Source organism: Plectonema cf. radiosum LEGE 06105, assembly GCF_015207665.1.
Taxonomy (GTDB): domain Bacteria; phylum Cyanobacteriota; class Cyanobacteriia; order Cyanobacteriales; family Nostocaceae; genus Rivularia; species Rivularia radiosa_A.
The window spans coordinates 1-19,064 of the sequence record NZ_JADEWL010000091.1; the positions used below are offsets into that span (position 1 = coordinate 1).

The following is a 19,064-nucleotide window of genomic DNA, read 5'->3' on the forward strand; positions in this document are numbered from 1 at the left end:
TGATTATCTGTCCCAAACCTAATCCCAATGCAAAACTACGGTTATTTTGCTTTCACCATGCAGGAGGTGGAACCTTGAGTTTTCGCAATTGGTCAGAGGAATTATTCCCTATAGTTGAAGTTTATCTAATTCAACTACCCGGAAGGGAAAGAAGATTAACCGAACCTGCATTTACACGACTTAAACCTTTAATAAAAGAACTCAAAATCGCTATACTTCCTTATCTCAACCAACCTTTTGCTTTCTTCGGTTATAGTATGGGTAGCTTAGTCGCATTTGAACTAACTCGTTGTCTGCGTCGAGATTATCAACTGTATCCTCAACATCTATTTGTTTGTGCTTACCGCGCACCTCAACTTCCTAAAACCAAACCGCCCATTCATGACTTACCAGATGCTGAGTTTCTGGAGGAATTACGCAGCTTGAACGGTACTCCCGAAGAAATACTTACAAACAAAGAATTAATGACACTATTATTACCAACATTGCGGGCGGATTTTGCGGTCATTGAAACCTACGATTACTACGATGAACCACCTTTAAACTGCCCGATTACAGCTTTTGGTGGATTAGAAGATACCGAAGCTAACCGTGAAGACATGGCTGCTTGGAGTTCGCAGGCGAATAGTAACTTCAATTTGCATATTTTACCGGGAAACCACTTTTTTCTCAATTCCGCACGTTCTCAACTTCTTCAACTCTTATACACAGAATGCGCTCAAAGTACTAAACAGTAAGCTACTAGCACTAATCTATCAGGAAACCAATTTAAACTTAATTGCGATCGCAGTTAAAAGACTACTATATATTTGTAATATGTATACTTTTATATGAAAAAATCAGTGTTAATATCGGTAATACAAAAACTATTAAGATAACTTATTAATTCAGCTTTTTAGTGCGTATATCACAGCTAAAAAGTCATCGAATTGTGGTGGTTTTCTGCAATCAGATGATTTTGTTGTAAAAATTACATCTTACTGTTTAAATTTTGATTGGTAGAAGCGCGTCTATCTTAAATTTAGTGCAATCACAAATTTTCGTAATTGTGCTATGCCAGGCAAGCTCGGCGAACAGCACTTTTCTAGACTCGAAAATGTTGAGTTGTGGTTGTGCCAAAGACACACCTGATGGTGAAAGTTCCTCAAAGGTATTGAATTATAGAGCGTATTAGGAGTAATGCGTTCCATAGCCTCACCTAAGTAATAACACTAAAAAAAATATCGCCAATAAAGTCAAAAAAAAAGGCAAATTATCAGTATGTGTATTAAAAGACGTTGAAATTACTTTTTCCAGTTCATATCATAGTTGCTAATTGGTATTTTAAGGGTGCTTTCCTTAATTTGCAGACAAAGACCGAATGATACAAACAATCGTTTTCAATTCAATTGAAGGTTGAGAAGATTTAAGTGACCACCCTTGCGGGGGTCTATCGCTGACTTTCAGTAGTGTAAAGCACTACAATCAATCTAAATTTGCCTCTACAACATTTGTAAGATTTGTGATTTTACTACTCGTAATATTATTGGAGACTTATTTCTCGTGACTCAAGTTAGTCTTTCGACTTTCACCGATTTTGCCTCTAATTCTCAGGCTGCTGTTGAGGATCAATCTTCAGAGTTAACCATCGAAGTCGTTGGTAGCAACCAACTAGTACTAGTGTTTGGTAGTAGCTCAAACGACATTATTGACGCTTCTATCAGTAGTGAAGGTGGAAACGATATTTATGGTGGTAGCGGTGATGATACTTTCATACTCGGTTCGGGCGATAGCGTTTTTGGTGGTGCAGGTGATGACAAATTCTTCGCCCTCTCTGGTGGTGATAATATCATGCATGGTGGACCAGGTGTAGACCAATTCTGGATTACTACAGCAGAAATTCCCGACTCTGCGAATATCATAGCGGACTTTGCTTTAGGTGAAGATGTCCTCGGTATCGCTGGTTTGGGCATTGATTTTGAAGATTTAAGTATTACTCAAGAGAAAGATAATGTCTTAATTGCTGTAAATGGTTCTGATTTAGCGATATTGCAAGGTATTGGTGCAGCTAACTTGAGTTACCAAGTAAATGCTAATAATGCCAATTACATTACTGTGACTATTGAAGATGAACGTCCTATCGTTAGTTTCTCCGTAAATACCACTACGCTAAACGAAGAAGAAGGCACTTTATTTACCTTTAATTTCAGCGTTAACGGTGCAATACCCGAAGGTGGTTTAGAAATTGCACTCGGTGGAGAATTACTACCATTTATCGATCAGCTAGATTTCAGCAACTTTGATTTTACTAACCCTGATAGTGTCAAAGGTCTTAGTGTCGGCAATTTCCGTGAAGATGGAGCAGTTCTAATTAACATAACCGAACCATCCGCATCTTTGAGTGTGCGCGTTTTTGACGATATAGTCAAGGAACCGGACACAAGCTACGACCTAACCTTGTTAGCTGGTGAAGGTTATCAACTTAATCAACAAGCAAAAGCAGTAACAGTAACTGTAACTGATGGAGTTGTTATAGACAATCCTCCAGTTGTTGCGCTTTCAGTTGATAAAACTAATCTTACCGAAGGTGAAGAATTTACTGTCAACTTTAATGTCAACGCTGATGTATCTCCTGACAAACCACTGACTGTACTGGTAAAAAGTACCGAAATCGGTGCATTAGGTGAGTTGAATTTGTTTAACGAAGATGGTACGCCAGCTTTTACAACTACTGGAATTCAGGGAACTCCAACTGTTGGAGATGATACTGGTAGCAGTTTCTTAGTCACCTTAACTAACTCAAATGCCAGCATTAAACTTTCAACTTTCAACGATGGTATTGGTGAAGGAACAGAAACCTTTAACTTTGCCTTGGTAGAAGGTGAACGCTACGCTGTTGACAGCAGTAAGGGTAAAGTTACATTTACTATCGAAGAATCTCCAGTACAAGTCAAATTTGAGGCAAATGCAAATGGTGAAGTTACTAAATTTGCTTATGATTTAGGAAATGCACGAGACAACGATGTCAAAGCATCCTTAGATCAAGAGGCTCTGGATATCACTGATGCTGCATTCGATAACTTAGTCGGTTTTTACGAAGTTATTGATGAAAATGGCGGCATTGATGTTAATGGTGACGGAGTTGCTGATTTTAATCCTGGAGATGCAGGTTATGCTCGTGCGGCTTTGGAAAATGCCCTAGATGGAATTGCGATCCGTCTTGGTGGCAATCCCAACAATGATACCACTGCCGCTACATTTGGTGATGTGATAATTCAAGGTGGTAAATCATACGCACCATTTGCGATCGCCAATGCTGGTAACTTAAGCGTACAAGAGTTCTTGCGAATTAACCCCAACAACAATGCTGCAACTGTCGTTGATGATCAAGTTGCTTACTTTGCATTTGGTGCTGCTAACCCAGATGGGGCAAATCATTTGAAATCATGGGGTAATGGTATATTCGGATTTGAAGACTTACCTGCAAATTTGGGTGTTAGTGACAATGACTTTAATGATGCGGTGTTCAAATTTAACTTTACTGTTTGATTTTCGTTCCGATAATGGTAACTGATCTTAAATAACTAAACTATGTTGAGGAGACAAAGCGTATTGCTACGTCTCTTCATCATGACTAGACGTTAATTTGATCGGGAATCCTCGATTACTATTTCCTGAGTCCAGAAGCTAGCTGTAATATCATCTGCCCTAGGACTATTCACATTAAATAGGGTTTATCTACAAAACCTAAAAACATTAAAAATTTAGAAATTTTTAGATTGGTAATATAGATAGAGTGTTTTATTTGGCTTAATTATGCAATAATACCGAAACAGAGGACAAATAAATCTTAATTATTTTTATATTTATTTTTCTCAACAAACCTGTTTAACCAAGTAAGAGAAATATTCATTTTTTCTCTTACTCTTTTTTTCTAATACAATAAAAATGTGTTTTAGACTACAATATATAGTAACTATTTGCAGCAATTAAAATAGATATAGCTTGTTTTATTAAACTAAATTGGGATAAACCAAAATGCTGATTCCACATAAATTTTAGATTCCTGGATTTCTCACAAGTAAGTGGTAAGACTTGAGTGAGGGATTGATTTTCCCACTACTTACTACTCACTCCAACTTGCTTCTTGTTTGTGAGAAACGTGAGTATTGCTTTCTTATACTTTTTTCTTATACTTTATTTAGTTCAGAAGTGCAGCATCTCCGGAAACCATCACACAAACTATTTTATTCTGACTCGAAAAATAAAAATGTGATATAAAAAATACTTCAAAAATGAACGAGAATTTACAGCTATTTATTGACTTAAAACTATGCTTCAGCCACAATATAGAGCTTTCAATCGGGTATCTATTCTTGTTGAGTGCATTAAATTAGCAACAGTTCTCGCTCTTTTAACTGTGTCTACGGCTTGTAACTTAGGGCAAGCCCAAGACAAACAGCAAACACCATCGACAGAAGTCAAACTTGTCTCCAATCCCAAAGTAGTCGCTTTAGGAAAAATAGTTCCTCAAGGAGAAGTAATTAAAATTTCTGTAGTAAACGCCCGTGACAGTCGCGTCAATCAAATCCTAGTTAAAGAAGGCGATTTTGTCAAACCCAATCAGGTAATCGCTATTTTACAAGGAAAAGAGAGAGCAGAACAACAACTGCGCGACGCAATGGCGAATGTGGCTATAAAGCGATCGCAATTACTCAAAATCCAGCAAGGAGACTTTAAGCAGGGAGATATCATAGCACAAAGAGCAACAATTTCCGAACTAGAAGCGAGATTAGAAAGTGAAATTAAAGAGAAAGCTGCTGCAATTACTGAAGCTCAAGCAACTTTACGTAATGCGGAACTAAAATATCAGCGTAACAATTCTTTAGCTCAAGAAGGAGCAATTAGTACTTCTGAACTAGACAACGCCCAAGAAGAACTTGATCGAACTCGTGCAATTTTTGCACAGGCCCAAGCTAATTTTGACAATACCAAGTCGGTACTACAAGCACAATTAGTTAGAGAACAAGCAAATCTACAGAAATTACAAGAAGTTCGTCCCGTAGATGTAGAAATCGCTCAAGCAGAGTTGGAACAAGCATTAATCCAAGTAGAACAGCGTAAAGCTGAACTAGACGATACCCAAGTAAAAGTACCGATAGCGGGACAGATTCTCAGAATCAATACTCGTGTTGGTGAACAAGTCAATACGGAACAAGGAATCGCAGAACTCGGACAAACTAAGCAAATGTACGTACTAACTGAAGTTTATGAAAGCGACATTTTAAAAGTGAAAGTAGGACAAAAAGCGACTATTAACAGCGAATATGGTGGTTTTCAACAAGAAATTACCGGAAAAGTAGAGCAAATTGGCTTACAAATCGGTCAAACAAGACTTAATCAAGGTCAGAACAATCCGACAACTGATGTTAATGCTCGTGTAGTAGAAGTAAAAATTCGCATCGAACCAGAAGATAGCGCTAAAGTAGCTAATCTAACAGGAATGCAAGTCCGTGTGGAAATCGGTATTTAAAGTTCAAAGGTTAGAGGTCAAAGGTCAAAGGTAAAAAACTCTTAATTTCTAACTCATAACTCCTAACTCTTATATGAAACTTCCTTTTTTTAAAAAATTTAACTTTGAAATACCGCTTGCTTGGTCGCAATTGTCGCACCAAAAAGTACGTTTAGCTGTTGCGACTACAGGGGTTTGCTTTGCAAATATTTTGATGTTTACTCAGGTGGGATTATTGAAAATGCTGACTGAGGGAACAACTAAACTACATGAAAGTTTGGGGGGAGATTTATTCTTAGTTTCTTCATTTAGTCCTACATTACGATGGAATACTTCTTTCCCCCGTGCTTATGTTTATCAAGCTTCTGCTGTAGATGGTGTTGCCGATACAACTTCCGTTTATCTTGATACGGGTGAATGGTTAAATCCTGAATTCTTATTAGAAAATAATCAGGATGATTCCTCACTCAAAAGAATGGAACGTTTCGGTAAACAAGTCAGAATTATTGCTTTTAACCCTGCGAAAAATAAGGTTCTGAATTTACCAGATGTTCAACAACAAATAAATAAATTAAGGATACCTAATTCAATATTATATGACAGCTTATCTCAAAGTTCTTTGGGAGAAGTTCCAGAAATATATAATCAACAAGGAAAAGTAACAACTTTAGTAGATAATCATCGAACTGATATCGTTGGACTTTTCGATATGGGTAGCACTTTATTTACTAACGGAAATGTGGTAATGAGCGACTGGAATTACTCTCAACGTCGCGGAAGTGGAATTCTTAATAATGTAAGTATAGGTCTAGTCTTTTTAGAAAAAGGCGCTAATATTGATACTGTTAAAACAAAAATAAGAGCCATTCTTCCCCCAGATATAGAAATACATACCCGTGAAGAACTAATTACAAAAGAGCAAAAGTTTGAATCATCAGAACCAAATGGAATTGTTTTAAGATTCGGTACAGCCGTTGGTTTTGTGGTTGGTGTAATTATCGTTTATCAAGTTCTTTATGCTGATATTAACGACCATCTTTCAGAATATGCTACTCTCAAAGCAATGGGTTACAGTGATAATTATTTGTTATTTGTAGTAATTCAAGAAGCTGTTATCTTAGCTATAATGGGCTTCATTCCCGGCTATATCGCATCATTAGGGCTTTATCAACTATTAGTTAGTTTAACAAAAATTCCTCTCGCAATGAGAGCTAGTGTAGCCATACAAGTTTTTATTTTAACTGTAGTCATGTGCGTTGTTTCCGGTGCAATAGCTACTAGTAAACTTCGTTCCGCCGACCCAGCGGATGTTTTTTAAGTTAGGAATTAGAAGTTAGGAGTGATGAGTTATTAGTTATAAGTTTTTGACCTTTAACCTTGAACCTTTGACCTTAATATGAATCCTACAGTCGCAATATCTAACTTAAATCACGCTTTTGGTAAAGGTAATTTACGCAAAGTTGTACTTAGTGATATTAATTTAAATATTAATCCTGGTGAAATTTGTATTCTAACTGGTCCTTCTGGTAGCGGTAAAACAACTTTACTCTCTTTGATTGGTGGATTGCGTTCGTTACAAGATGGTAGTCTGAAAATTCTCGGTCAAGAATTACAAGGCATTCCTAAAAGCAAGTTAACTAAAATTAGAAATAATATCGGTTTCATCTTTCAACATCACAATTTACTCAAGTGCTTGAGTGCTTATGGTAATGTACGAATGTCTTTGAAATTGCACTCTTCTATTCCTGTATGGGAACATCGCAAACGGGCTGAAGCAATTTTAGCAGCGGTAGGATTAACTGAGTTTATTGACTCTTACCCAGAAAAATTATCGGGAGGGCAACAACAACGAGTTGCGATCGCACGTGCTTTAGTTGCTCAACCTAAACTAGTATTAGCAGACGAACCAACGGCTTCTTTGGATAGTAAAACGGGTAGAGACGTAGTTGATATTATTCAAAAACTTGCTAAAGAGGAAGGTTGTTCGGTGTTACTCGTCACCCACGACAACCGCATTTTAGATATAGCCGACCGTATTATTCGCATGGAAGATGGTAAATTACAAAATTGATTAAAAAGTAAAAAGTAAAAAGATAATCCCCATAAATAAATTAAGGGGATTTGATAAGGACGTATTGTTTGAAGGCACTACGTGTCTCGAAACAAATGTTTTTACTTCGTTCCATAAATAAATAATGGTGCTTAAACCATTTTTATTTTTCTTTACTTTTGCCTTTTTATTTTTTACTTTTGCCTTGTTCGGTGAATTTTACATTGAATTAAAAAACCCGGTCAAAAAACCGGGTATCTGCTACTTTACCAACACCATTCTTAAGTAGTCCAAATTTTGGGTTTAGTTGCACAAGCATGGAAGTTAAAGCATTCTCATCAAAAGAGATATGAGAATGCTTTAATTTGTCTACCTAAGAGCATGGAATCAGACTTATTGATATTAAATCGCAATATTATATTTTTGTCAAATCAAATTTTTTTACATATCTGCTTGTAAACTATGAGATGATATTGACTCAGGGTTGGGGTATGTATAAGCTGCTATCAAGGTATTCTAAATAGTTAAAATCTTTTGTCAGTATGCAATTCAAGGCTGTATTTTTTTGTTAAAAATCATTGAAATAGGATTTGAAGATTGAAATAATCTAGCTTGACTTGGAAATTTGGGCTGGTCATGCACACAAAAAGGCATAATTTATTGAGAATTATTTGAATTAAATTTCAGGAATTGGAGTTATCTATGAATGCTGCCAAACAAATTAAATCAATTGAACTCCTTAGTAAAATTGCCACTTTAGAAGTAATTTTTAAGACAGAGTTCACTCAAGGCATTGCTGATTTTAATCCTTGGTTGAGTGATACTATAACTGAAGAAATAACTGATCCGAATTCTATAGACATCAGTTTTTCGTTTCCAGGAGAAGATTTTGGCTTTAATAGTCGATGTATTTTGATACAAATTCGTTTTTCTGAGACACTGTTAGCGCCGAATTGTCGGATAATTGGAATTGAAGCTTTGGGATACAATCATCAACGTCAACAATGGCGTTTTTCTACCATCGGAGATTGGCAATTTGAAGGAGTTAATCAACCGATTTCTTTTTGTCAGGAAAAGTTTAGACGTTTTGCGAGACAAATCTTTATTTTATTTAAGCATCCGATACATTTAAATTGTTGGTAGTTGAAATATTTAGGTGTTACAGATTTGAGAATGATTCATAATCCAAGGATTGGTTCAGATTTATCATACCCAGACTTAGCAACAGCTATCAACAATGTATGCCAGCAATGGTGTCAAGAACAGGGTTATAGCGAGCCTTTTTATCGGAATGGGGAATTATGGGCATTTCCTGCTAATGGAGTCATGCCAGTCAAAATCAAAGATATGATAAATCAACAAGACAGCAAAAAAGTTTGGATTGGTCGTGTTTCTCTGTTTATATTACCAGATGGTTCTTTTGGAAAAAAATAAATAATAGACATCTCCGATAAAGAATGTAGAGACGCAAGGGTTCGCGTCTCTACAAGGGTTTCGGTTAACACATATTTCATTTCCACCAGATGTCTAATGATGTTTGTTTATCTTTATGGCTAAAAAATTTAATACAATGAATTTTGCTTACCTACTTGTGATAAAAATGCTTTTTAGCTTATCACTACTCAAGAATCAGGTTTTTGCTTACATCTTGCGTAAGTCCTAATTATTTATTTTTTGATTCAAATCAGTTACCCGATATTGCTTAACTGGCTGTAATTGTAACTTCTGATCTCGAGATGCTGCTGAATCCTTTGCGCTCATTACTTGACCGTTCTCTTTAACTGTAGCTGTATATTCCCCCGACACGCTAGCATCAAGAGAAGCAAATTTGATGCTAACCTTTACCCAACTAGCTTTTTTACAAAGGCGATCGCAAATTATTCTGGCTCTTTTAGCAGGAATTAAATTTAAGATGGAAAAAAGATATTTTTTAATTCCGACTCCACCTACATCTATAATCCGACCTTGCTTATGATAATTCAACCATTGCCAATCTTCTTGTAACCAAATTTCACCTTCAGCAATTTGTAACCATTTCTCCCAACCAGTCCAACCCCGGTAATAAGGACGCAATTCTTTCAAGTTTCCATGATGCCAAATCAAGGAATCGAGTGTATCCAATTCCAAATGTCCCCAAACACGACCTGTAGGTAAGTCTATCAAAGTGGGAGCAAACTGATGACCGCCAAAATGAGAAGATTGCCATACTCTTAGTTTACCATCAGCCTTGCTTGTATAATCTTGACGAAGTTTTCGATAAATCGGAGTACCAAAACGACCGCAAGCTAAATCGACTTGAGTATGGGTACAAACAATAATATCTCGAATATGTTTTGTTTCTTGGTAATAATTATTAAATTTATGTAACTGCTTGGGTAAAAATAATATCGTGTTTAGTAAATCAATAACTTGTTCAAGGGATTGTAAGAGATATTCCTGTTTCTCAAATTCGGCAAACATATTTTTAGAATGATAATAATGAATTAACCGAATTTGCTCTGAATCGGAATACTCTTGATCGGGAGCAACCATGACGACTTTGATAATTATTCCTTTTTGTAAAATTAATTTAGTAGAGAGCTTCATTAAATGCTCTAATGGAGGATAATCCCAAAGCGCATCACCCCAAGGACGAGGTACTTCAAACACAAACCAATGGTCATAACATTCTGCTGAACCCAATGGATCTTCTCCATTAGCTTTAGAAACAACGCTACAATAACGGCAATCATTAATAGAATTTTTTTGCATATTTTTCAAGCTTGCAGCGACTTATTGATTTTTTGCAATTATTATCTTAACTCTTTCTTCTATTCAAACGCTGTTTCAAACGTTCTTTTCCAGCAATAACCTGCTCATTTCTAAAATTCTCTTTTTGTAAATTATCATCACCCTTATTACTAAAATAATTAACAAGTGCATTAATAGTTGGATGACGAAACATTTCTACTAAAGAAATATTATAAGAAAATTTTTCCCGTAGTTGACTATGAACTTTCACCATTAATAATGAATGTCCTCCTAAATCAAAAAAGTTATCATGAATACCAATTTTTTCTATTTTGAGTACTTGCTGCCAAATTTCAGCAATTTCTCGTTCAATTTCCGATGATGGTAGAACATAATTTTCTAATTTTGGACGACTTTGCCCTGGTAACGGCAAAGCTTTACGGTCAACTTTACGATTAGGAGTCAAAGGAAACTCCTCTAACATCATATAATCAGAAGGAATCATATAACCAGGTAACTTACCCTGTAAAAATTGCCGTAGTTGAGTTATTGATACTTCTTCTTGGGCAATTAAATAAGCAATCAATCTTTGATCATCTTGATTTTTATTTTGACTCTTATATAAACTCACCACAGCTTGTTTTACCAATGGATGCTGAGATAAAACGCTTTCAATCTCCCCCAACTCAATTCTAAAACCCCGTAACTTAACTTGATTATCAACCCTACCCAAATACTCCAAATTCCCCGAAGCTAAATACCGAACCAAATCCCCCGTCTTATACAACTTAGAATCCTTACTCTCTCTACATTTTCTTTTCTCTGCGCCCTCCGCGTCTCTCTCTTGAAAAGTTGCTCCACTTGGGGAGACCCCAAGACCGCACTTTATGTCGCTATCGCGACACGCTTCGCTAACGCTGCGGTTAATTAATCCTAATTCCTCAATACTAAACCAATTTTCAACAAACCTTTGTGCTGTCAATTGAGGTTGATTCAAATAACCACTTGCTAATCCCACACCACCAATATATAACTCTCCTACTACCCCAATCGGAACTAGTTGTAAATAATCATCAACAACATAAAATTGAGTATTATTTATTGGTTTACCAATCGCAACAGAATCATTAATAAAATCACCCGTTATTTGAGTTACACTAGACCATATTGTTGCTTCTGTTGGTCCATATAAATTCCATAATTCTTGACCACGATTAATTAATTCTGCGGCAATATGTTTATCTAAAGCTTCTCCACCACAAAGGATTTTTAATTGTTGATTTCCGAGCCATCCTGCTGTTAATAGTAATCTCCAAGTTGCTGGAGTTGCTTGCATAATTGTTACTTGATTATCATCTAATTTTTGTTTTAAAAGTGTTGCATCTGTGGTAGTTTCTTTACTGGCAATTATTAACCGCGCACCTGTAATTAAAGGTAGATATAATTCTAATGCTGCAATATCGAATGATAATGTTGTGACTGATAGTAGGGTATCCTTTGATGTGATTCCTGGTTGTTGCTGCATTGATTCAAGACAGTTTACTAAGGATTTGTGCATTATTTGCACTCCTTTGGGTTTTCCTGTGGAACCTGATGTGTAGATGATGTAAGCTAGATTTTCGGGTGTTGTTTGAGGTGGTAGGTTTGATGAAGTTTGTTGGCTAATTAATTCCCATTGAGTATCAAGATTAATAACTATTATTCCCCTCTCTTTATCAAGGAGAGGGGTTAGGGGTGAGGTTCCAGATTCTGTAATTAATATATTCACCCCTGAATCTTCAATCATATATATTAAACGTTGTTGGGGGAAAGCTGGATCTAAAGGAATATAGGTTCCACCTGCTTTGAGAATTGCTAGTAATGTAATTAAGATTTTTTCTGAACGTTGTAAATATATTCCGATTTTTGTTTGTGTTTCTACTCCGATTGATTTTAAGTGATGGGCTAGTTGGTTGGCTTTTTGATTTAATTGTTGGTATGTCAATTGTAGGGATTCAAATTCGACTGCGATTTTTTCTGGTGTTTGCTCTGCTTGTGTTTCAATTAGTTGATGAATACAAATATGGGAATATTCGCGGTTTGTATTGTTCCATTCTATGAGTAGTTGCTGTTGTTCTGCTGGGGTTAATAGGGGTAGTTCTGATAAAATTTGCTCGGAATCGAAGAGTATTCCTGCTAACAAAGTTTGTAAATGATTTAATATTCTACTAATTGTTCCATTATCAAAACGACAACTATCATATAATATTCGCAGCGTAATTCTGGAATCTACAACCACATAAAGTCCTAAAGGATAATTATTTTGTTCAGTTGTAGAGATATTTTGTAATTTGAGGTCTTTTATTGCCGATTTAACAGTTGTTTCTACAGGATAATTTTCAAATACAATAATACTTTCAAATAAAGGTAAACTTCTAGGAATATCGCTCCAACGCTGTATTTCTACTAATGGAGTATATTCATATTGCTGTAATTCTATTTGCTGCTTTTGAAGTTGTTGTAACCAGGGTAACAGCGATTGCTTACCATCAACGTTAACTCTTAGTGGTAAAGTATTTATAAACAAACCTACCATATATTCAGAGTTTACCAGTGTAGTCGGACGACCTGAACTAGTTACACCAAATACAACATCACTTTCACCACTATATCGACTCAACATTAACGCAAAAGCAGCTTGAATTAAAGTATTAATAGTTAATTGATGGTTTTTTGCAAAATCTTGTAATTTAGATGTAATTTCCGATGAAAGTTGAATTTCTTGTTTTTGATTACTGGAATTCGGTTTGATTGAAGATTTTAATTTTTTATCTAATATCAAAGGTGTCGGTGATAAAAAACCTGCAAGATTTTTACGCCAAAATGTCTCAGATTCAGATAAATTTTGCTGTTGTAACCAAGCGATATAATCCTTATAAGGACGAGATTTATTTAAATTTTTATTTAATAAAGCTTCACCCTTGCTAATAGCGTTATAACTAATTAAAACATCTTGAAGTATAAAAGGTACAGACCACCCATCAAGTAATAAGTGATGGTAAATCCAAATTAATTGGTAAACATGAGGCTGTTTATGAATTACAATTAACCTCAATAATGGTGCTTTACTGAGATTAAATCCTTGTTTTCGTTGATTCTTTAATAAATCTTGTAAATGTTGGTTTTGTGTTGATAATTCAAGAGACAACCAATCAATTAATATAATCGGTAATTTAACTTTTCTTCCTACAACTTGAAGAGGTTTTTCCACCTTGTCCCATACAAAAGCCGTTCGCAAAACTGGATATTTGTCAATAGCCACTTGCCAAGCTTGCTCGAATGCAATTATATCTAGCTTCCCGTGAATTTCAAAACTCACTTCAATGATATAAACACCAGAATTCGGAGCATAAAGACTATGAAACAACATCCCCTGTTGCATTGGAGAAAGAGGGTAAATATCTTCAACTTGCTTGTTACTCACAATTGTTCTAATTTTTACTGATATTCATGATTATTACAGGTAAATGAGGAGATGGGAAGACAATGAAAGATTAAACTCCTCACTCCTCACTTTTCTATCTACACTTTAAAAAAATCGGTTCTCAAGACATTCAATCCTTCTTGAGTAATTTCTGCATTTTTACAGACAGCAAACGGTGCTTCATCTCCTTGTTGAGATGCCCTAGCTCCATCCATCATTTCACCTTTTAAATAACCTTTTTCCATTACGTACTCTAAATGTTTGAGTACTTCATCTTTCTCTACTATCTTACCATCAAAATCTTGGCGAAAGTACTCTATATTTTGAGGTTCTTCTGAATGCTTTACTTTATTGAGCAAAAAGTAAATAATATCATCGCGACGTTCGTTGGTTGGAATTGACATAGTAGGTATACCTAATTACTGTCCTTAACTTAATGAGAAATAATCTTATTAAGTTTTTTGTTTAGATTAATAGGAATATTTTTTATTTAAATCTACCTTAAGTTATAGATTGAGTAACTTAAATAGCATTTTTATATATCCAATGGCATACGCATACCAATATAAATCACCAAAATTAGGAAATATCTCAGAAATTATTGATATTAATTATTAATAAATATGTGCGAATCCTAACACTAATTACAAAATTCCTTGGTTATATTTGCAGCAAGAGTCTCACTAGGAGAATTAATGATAGCTACATTTTTTGTTTGCTTTTGGGTCTTTTTGATGCTTTTGTTCTCGTTGAGTGTAGTTCGTGCATTTAAACAAGGAGCAGAACAAATCAAAAAATTACATCAAATTCCCTGTTATAAGTGCGATTTTTTTACTAACGATTATCGTCTAAAATGTACTGTAAATCCGACTTTAGCTTGTTCGGAAGAAGCTTATGGATGTATTGATTTTGAACCGAAAAAAGTTAGTAAAAATACTTTTTTTCCTAAAGCAAAAAGTAATCTATTTCATCTTTCAGAAACAGAATTACAAGACTTTAAAGGAGAAACTAACAATTAGTTAATTGGATTACAAGTCTTGCTATATTAATTCAATAAATATTGCTAGTAAAGATTAATCAAAATACCTAACTTGAAAATAGGGAACAGCTATTTTTCCATGAGGGACTGTCTTATTAGTTAATTGCTATTATTGACAATCAAGTTAACTTGTAGATAGCCATAATACAAAAAACCCATGTCGTTTCTATCTTTAACGACATGGAAATAGCTGTGTTGATGGAAGTAATATCAAAATTTATAGACTAGGCTTTACAGAATATCCCAGAAGTGTAGAAAACCTTCACCTGTAAATACTTCAATCAAAGCTACTGCTACAAATCCAATCATTGCTAAACGACCATTCCAAATCTCTGCTTGAGGAGTAAAGCCCCAAAGCCAAGCATTACGATCGCGTTCTATTCCTGCATTTACTTTAGTTGTGTCTTGCATCTGTTGGTACTCTAAACTACAAATTTTTAACTTATCAGAAAATAATAGCAAATAATTCTCAATTGTCTAGTAGTATTTATAACCTATTAATATATTGATAGCTAATAGTTCATATTTATCTAATTTATTAATAGGATAGCATTTGAGATGATTTTCCTTGGATATGGAGAAATTACAAGTGTTATAATTTTCCTGACTTGTAAATAATTCTATATTATAATTTTTCTCAATAATCAAGTTTTAAGGATAGGATTATGTGTTGGAGACGTAGGATAATGACAGTTTTGAACCGTTTTAGTGTAAGTATTTAAGCAAACGCAAAATTATCTGCACTCAAGCTATTTGCAGTAATACTCTGTAAAATCGCTAAATCGGAACCATTCACAGCAATCAAAGTATTATCATTCTGTTGAGTAATACTCAAATCTTCAAAGCCAATACCCTTTCCAGCGATACCAAGGACATCTTCACTTATAGTAAAATCAGTTATGATATTCGCGGAGTCGGGAATTTCTGCGGTAGCAATCCAGAATTGGTCTGCACCTTCTCCACCAGTAATGATATTATCACCACCACTCATAACGAAGAATTTATCGTCACCCGCACCACCAATAATTCTATCGGCGGTTCCTAGTATTACAGTATCATCACCGCTACCGGCATAGATGCGGTTGCCACCTTTACTGCTGATAGAAGCGTCAATCAAATCATCCGAGTCACCACCGAAAATTAGTTTGTTACTACCGCTAACTTCAATAATATCTGCTTCAAGGGAACCAAATACGGGTTCTGATGTTGGTTCTAATAATGAATCCACAATAGTAAAAATACCACTATTAGCATCGGGATCGACTTCATATCCTTCCCCTGCTTCAACAGTAAAAGTTGCGGTTTCTTCTCCTTCAACTTCTCCGTCATTTAAAACTGGTAAACTTATTTGAGCATTTTGCTCGGTGATGGTAAAGTTAAACTCACTGTAAGTACTAGTATTACCAACTGTAGAAATCACACCTTCTGTAAATGCAGGTATAGTATTAACTACTAATTCTTCATTAGTCCGACCGTTAGCTAAATCCACATAGGTAAAATCGTCTTCTGATGAATACCACATATTAGCATTAAAGCCGAGAGTTCCTCCCCTATGACCTACAACTGTTCCTAAGTCGGGAGTTTCAAAACTCATCATTCCTAAGCCATAGGAAAATCCTCTACCAGTATCTACTAAGGTAAACATTTGAGCTAAACTTTCTTGTGAAAGTAACTCTCCTGCGTATAAATCTCGCGCAAATTGGGATAAATCCTGGGTATTAGAAACTATTGCACCGCTAGTCCATGTCCAAGAAGGATTAGCAACAGAAACATCGTCTAATATACCATCAAAATCAAAATCTAAATAACCGCTAACGTAACCCCCTGGTATTTCTTCTTCTCCTGCAAAAAAAGTATTTTCTAAATTCAAAGGTTGAAGAATTTGCGACCTAATTTCGGCAGCTATATTATTATCGCTAGCTGCTTCGATAACCATTCCCGCCAAAGTATAGTTAGTATTAGAATATTGCCAAGATTCTCCTGGTTCAAAAAACGGTTCTACACCATCAATTAACTCTACTATTTGTTCCGGTTGCCAATCGTTTAAAAATATAGTGGGATTAGTTACTGCTTGCTGTAATAAAATGCTATCGTATTCTGCAATGCCACTGGTATGATTTAGTAGTTGCCTAATAGTAATCTCGTCGGCTGAAGGAATATTTGCCGTTACTTCTTGCGGTAGCCAATCGGTAAGAGTATCTTCAAGAGTCAGCTTTCCTGCTTCTGCTAACTTTAAGACGGTAGTTGCAGTAAAAGTCTTAGTAACGCTACCAATTTGAAAGCGATTATTTGGCTGTAGGGGAGTATTATTTTCTATATTGGCTACCCCCGCAGCTTCAGACCAGTTTCCTAAAGGGGAAGTAATCGCTATAGTTGCTCCCGGTACTTGTGCTATAATTTTTTCCGCTAAAGCGGTTTCTAATTGTGACTGAATATCATTATTAAGATTAATTTCACCGCCTTGTGTTTGAATTGAATTGAGATTAAATTCCGATAAGTTAGGAGTATTAACAGTTATAGTTGTTCCTAGTGATGACGGTGGTTCGCTGAGGCTAAAGTTAAGTAAAGAAGCTGTTTCTTGGGATTCAATTAATAATTCCGGTTCGGTACTAAAACTAACTATTGGTTCGATTCCAGAATTTTCATCTGCTGTATCCACAATAGTAAAAGTACCACTATTAGCATCAGGATTTACTTCATATCCTTCCCCCGCTTCAACAGTAAAAGTTGCGGTTTCTTCTCCTTCAACTTCTCCGTCATTTAAAACTGGTAAACTTATTTGAGCATTTTGCTCGGTGATGGTAAAGTTAAAGTTATCGTCGGCTATTCCTTGTCTAAAAGGTGGTAAAAGGTCGCGGACTAAATTATCAGTTGAAAATCCATTAATTAATTCAATATAAGTTAAATCATCTTGGGGAGAATACCACATATTTGAACGATATCCCAAAGTTTGACCGCGATGAATATACCAGAAACGATTGGGGGATTCGATGGTTCCGACTCCCAAACCGTAGGAAGAATAGTTATTTGAATCGATTGCTGGGGTAGTATCGAGCATTTGCTTTAAGGTTTCGGGTTCAAGCAAATCCCCTTTAAATAAACTCCGAGCAAAAGTATCTAAATCTTGGGTATTAGAAACCATTGCACCAGTCGCCCAAGTCCAAGAAAGATTAGCTGAGGTAATATTATTTAAAGTCCCATTTTGATCGAAATCCCAGTAACCGCTAACGTAACCTCCAGGAATTTCTTCTTCTTCAGCGAAAAAAGTATTTTCTAAATTTAACGGTTCAAGAATCCGTGTTCTAATTTCTGCGGCAATATTATTACCCGTTACTGCTTCTACTATCAATCCCGCTAAAATAAAGTTGGTGTTAGAATACTGCCAAGATTCTCCCGGTGCAAACAAAGGCTCTTCACTATCAATTAAATCGACTAATTCTTCTGGTTGCCAATCTGTTAAAAATACACCGGGGTTAGTTGCAGCTTGGTTAAACAGTACATCAACATAGTCAGCAATACCGCTTGTATGTTGTAATAGCTGCTCTAAAGTAATTTCTTCAGCAGACGGAATATCAGCAGTTATACTTTCAGGTAGCCAAGTAGTAAGAGTATCATCTAAATTTAACTTACCTTCCTCAACCAACTGCATTACAGTTGTAGCCACAAAAGTTTTTGTAATGCTGCCAATTTGAAAACGGTCATCTGGTTGCAAAGGTGTATTATTTTCTATGGAAGCAACACCACTGGCTCCAAACCAGCTTCCGAAAGGAGAAACAATTGCCACAGCAGCACCCGGTACATCTTCTACACGAGTTCCATTTAAAGCATCCTGTAACTGTTGCTGTAATTCTGGCTCTAAAGTAATTTCACCTCCTTCTACTTGAGTTTTAGTTAAATTAAATTCAGATAAGTTCGGTGCATTAATATTTACTACGGTACCCGTCTCGGTCGGTGGTTCGCTGAGGTTGAAATTAAGTAAAGAAACCGTTTCCTCTTCTTCGATTAATAATTCTGGTTCGGTGGTGAAACTGACTTGTGGATTCATGATTTAAATAAATAATAATTACAGAAACTAATGTAGAGACGAGATATAGCGGTTTTCAGTTGAATAGAACACACTTATTACCTCACCCCCTTCCCCTCTCCTTAGTAAGGAGAGGGGTGGCGGAGCCGGGGTGAGGTTTCGCAGTGTATTACACCCAAACGAAAACCGCGATATATCGCATCTCTACATCTACCGGAATAACGAAAAATTATTGTGGAAAACTTAGCGATCGCACAACACACCCCA

General features: G+C 35.8%; 13 protein-coding genes. 8 read left to right on the top strand and 5 right to left on the bottom strand.

The window, feature by feature from the left end:
• The 7 genes from IQ247_RS21755 to IQ247_RS21785 form a co-directional block, all read left to right on the top strand.
• Positions 1-737 (top strand): thioesterase II family protein (locus IQ247_RS21755; RefSeq protein WP_228059942.1); only part of this gene is annotated, 737 nt, incomplete at its 5' end.
• An 805-nt stretch (positions 738-1,542) separates the two neighbouring features.
• The gene (locus tag IQ247_RS21760; RefSeq protein WP_193923249.1) at positions 1,543-3,528 is read left to right on the top strand and encodes a DUF4114 domain-containing protein; all 1,986 of its coding nucleotides are present in this window, start codon (positions 1,543-1,545) and stop codon (positions 3,526-3,528) included.
• Positions 3,529-4,312: 784 nt separating this feature from the next.
• A complete protein-coding gene (locus IQ247_RS21765) occupies positions 4,313-5,512 on the top strand; it encodes an HlyD family efflux transporter periplasmic adaptor subunit (RefSeq protein WP_193923250.1) in 1,200 nt (399 codons plus the stop codon).
• A gap of 73 nt (positions 5,513-5,585) precedes the next feature.
• Complete coding sequence (gene devC, locus IQ247_RS21770; RefSeq protein WP_193923252.1) at positions 5,586-6,809, top strand: ABC transporter permease DevC; 1,224 nt, start codon at positions 5,586-5,588, stop codon at positions 6,807-6,809.
• Positions 6,810-6,887: 78 nt separating this feature from the next.
• Complete coding sequence (locus IQ247_RS21775) at positions 6,888-7,562, top strand: DevA family ABC transporter ATP-binding protein (RefSeq protein ID WP_193923254.1); 675 nt, start codon at positions 6,888-6,890, stop codon at positions 7,560-7,562.
• Between the two features lie 681 nt (positions 7,563-8,243).
• Entirely contained in the window at positions 8,244-8,684 is a 441-nt protein-coding gene (locus IQ247_RS21780) for a Tery_1686 family protein (RefSeq protein ID WP_193923256.1), read from the top strand.
• 30 nt (positions 8,685-8,714) lie between these two features.
• Positions 8,715-8,975: a hypothetical protein gene (locus tag IQ247_RS21785; RefSeq protein ID WP_193923257.1), complete on the top strand. Its 261-nt coding sequence runs from the start codon at positions 8,715-8,717 to the stop codon at positions 8,973-8,975.
• 225 nt (positions 8,976-9,200) lie between these two features.
• On the opposite strand, the gene IQ247_RS21790 is transcribed toward IQ247_RS21785, so the two are convergent.
• The 3 genes from IQ247_RS21790 to IQ247_RS21800 form a co-directional block, all read right to left on the bottom strand.
• A complete protein-coding gene (locus IQ247_RS21790) occupies positions 9,201-10,292 on the bottom strand; it encodes a ferredoxin family protein (RefSeq protein WP_193923258.1) in 1,092 nt (363 codons plus the stop codon).
• A gap of 46 nt (positions 10,293-10,338) precedes the next feature.
• On the bottom strand, positions 10,339-13,734 hold the full coding sequence (locus IQ247_RS21795; RefSeq protein ID WP_193923260.1) for a non-ribosomal peptide synthetase: 3,396 nt from the start codon (positions 13,732-13,734) through the stop codon (positions 10,339-10,341).
• 98 nt (positions 13,735-13,832) lie between these two features.
• Positions 13,833-14,138, bottom strand: a complete 306-nt coding sequence (locus tag IQ247_RS21800; protein WP_193923262.1) for a hypothetical protein — start codon at positions 14,136-14,138, stop codon at positions 13,833-13,835.
• Positions 14,139-14,429: 291 nt separating this feature from the next.
• Here IQ247_RS21800 and IQ247_RS21805 point away from each other — a divergent pair, with 291 nt between their 5' ends.
• Positions 14,430-14,753 carry a hypothetical protein gene (locus IQ247_RS21805; protein WP_228059943.1) on the top strand — a complete coding sequence of 108 codons (324 nt, stop codon included), beginning with the start codon at positions 14,430-14,432 and terminating at the stop codon, positions 14,751-14,753.
• A gap of 251 nt (positions 14,754-15,004) precedes the next feature.
• Here IQ247_RS21805 and IQ247_RS21810 read toward each other — a convergent pair whose 3' ends face one another.
• Entirely contained in the window at positions 15,005-15,184 is a 180-nt protein-coding gene (locus IQ247_RS21810) for a CAB/ELIP/HLIP family chlorophyll-binding protein (protein WP_193923264.1), read from the bottom strand.
• A 307-nt stretch (positions 15,185-15,491) separates the two neighbouring features.
• Positions 15,492-18,818, bottom strand: coding sequence for a serine hydrolase (locus IQ247_RS32755; RefSeq protein ID WP_228059944.1), 3,327 nt, complete (start codon positions 18,816-18,818; stop codon positions 15,492-15,494).
• Positions 18,819-19,064: the final 246 nt, after the last annotated feature.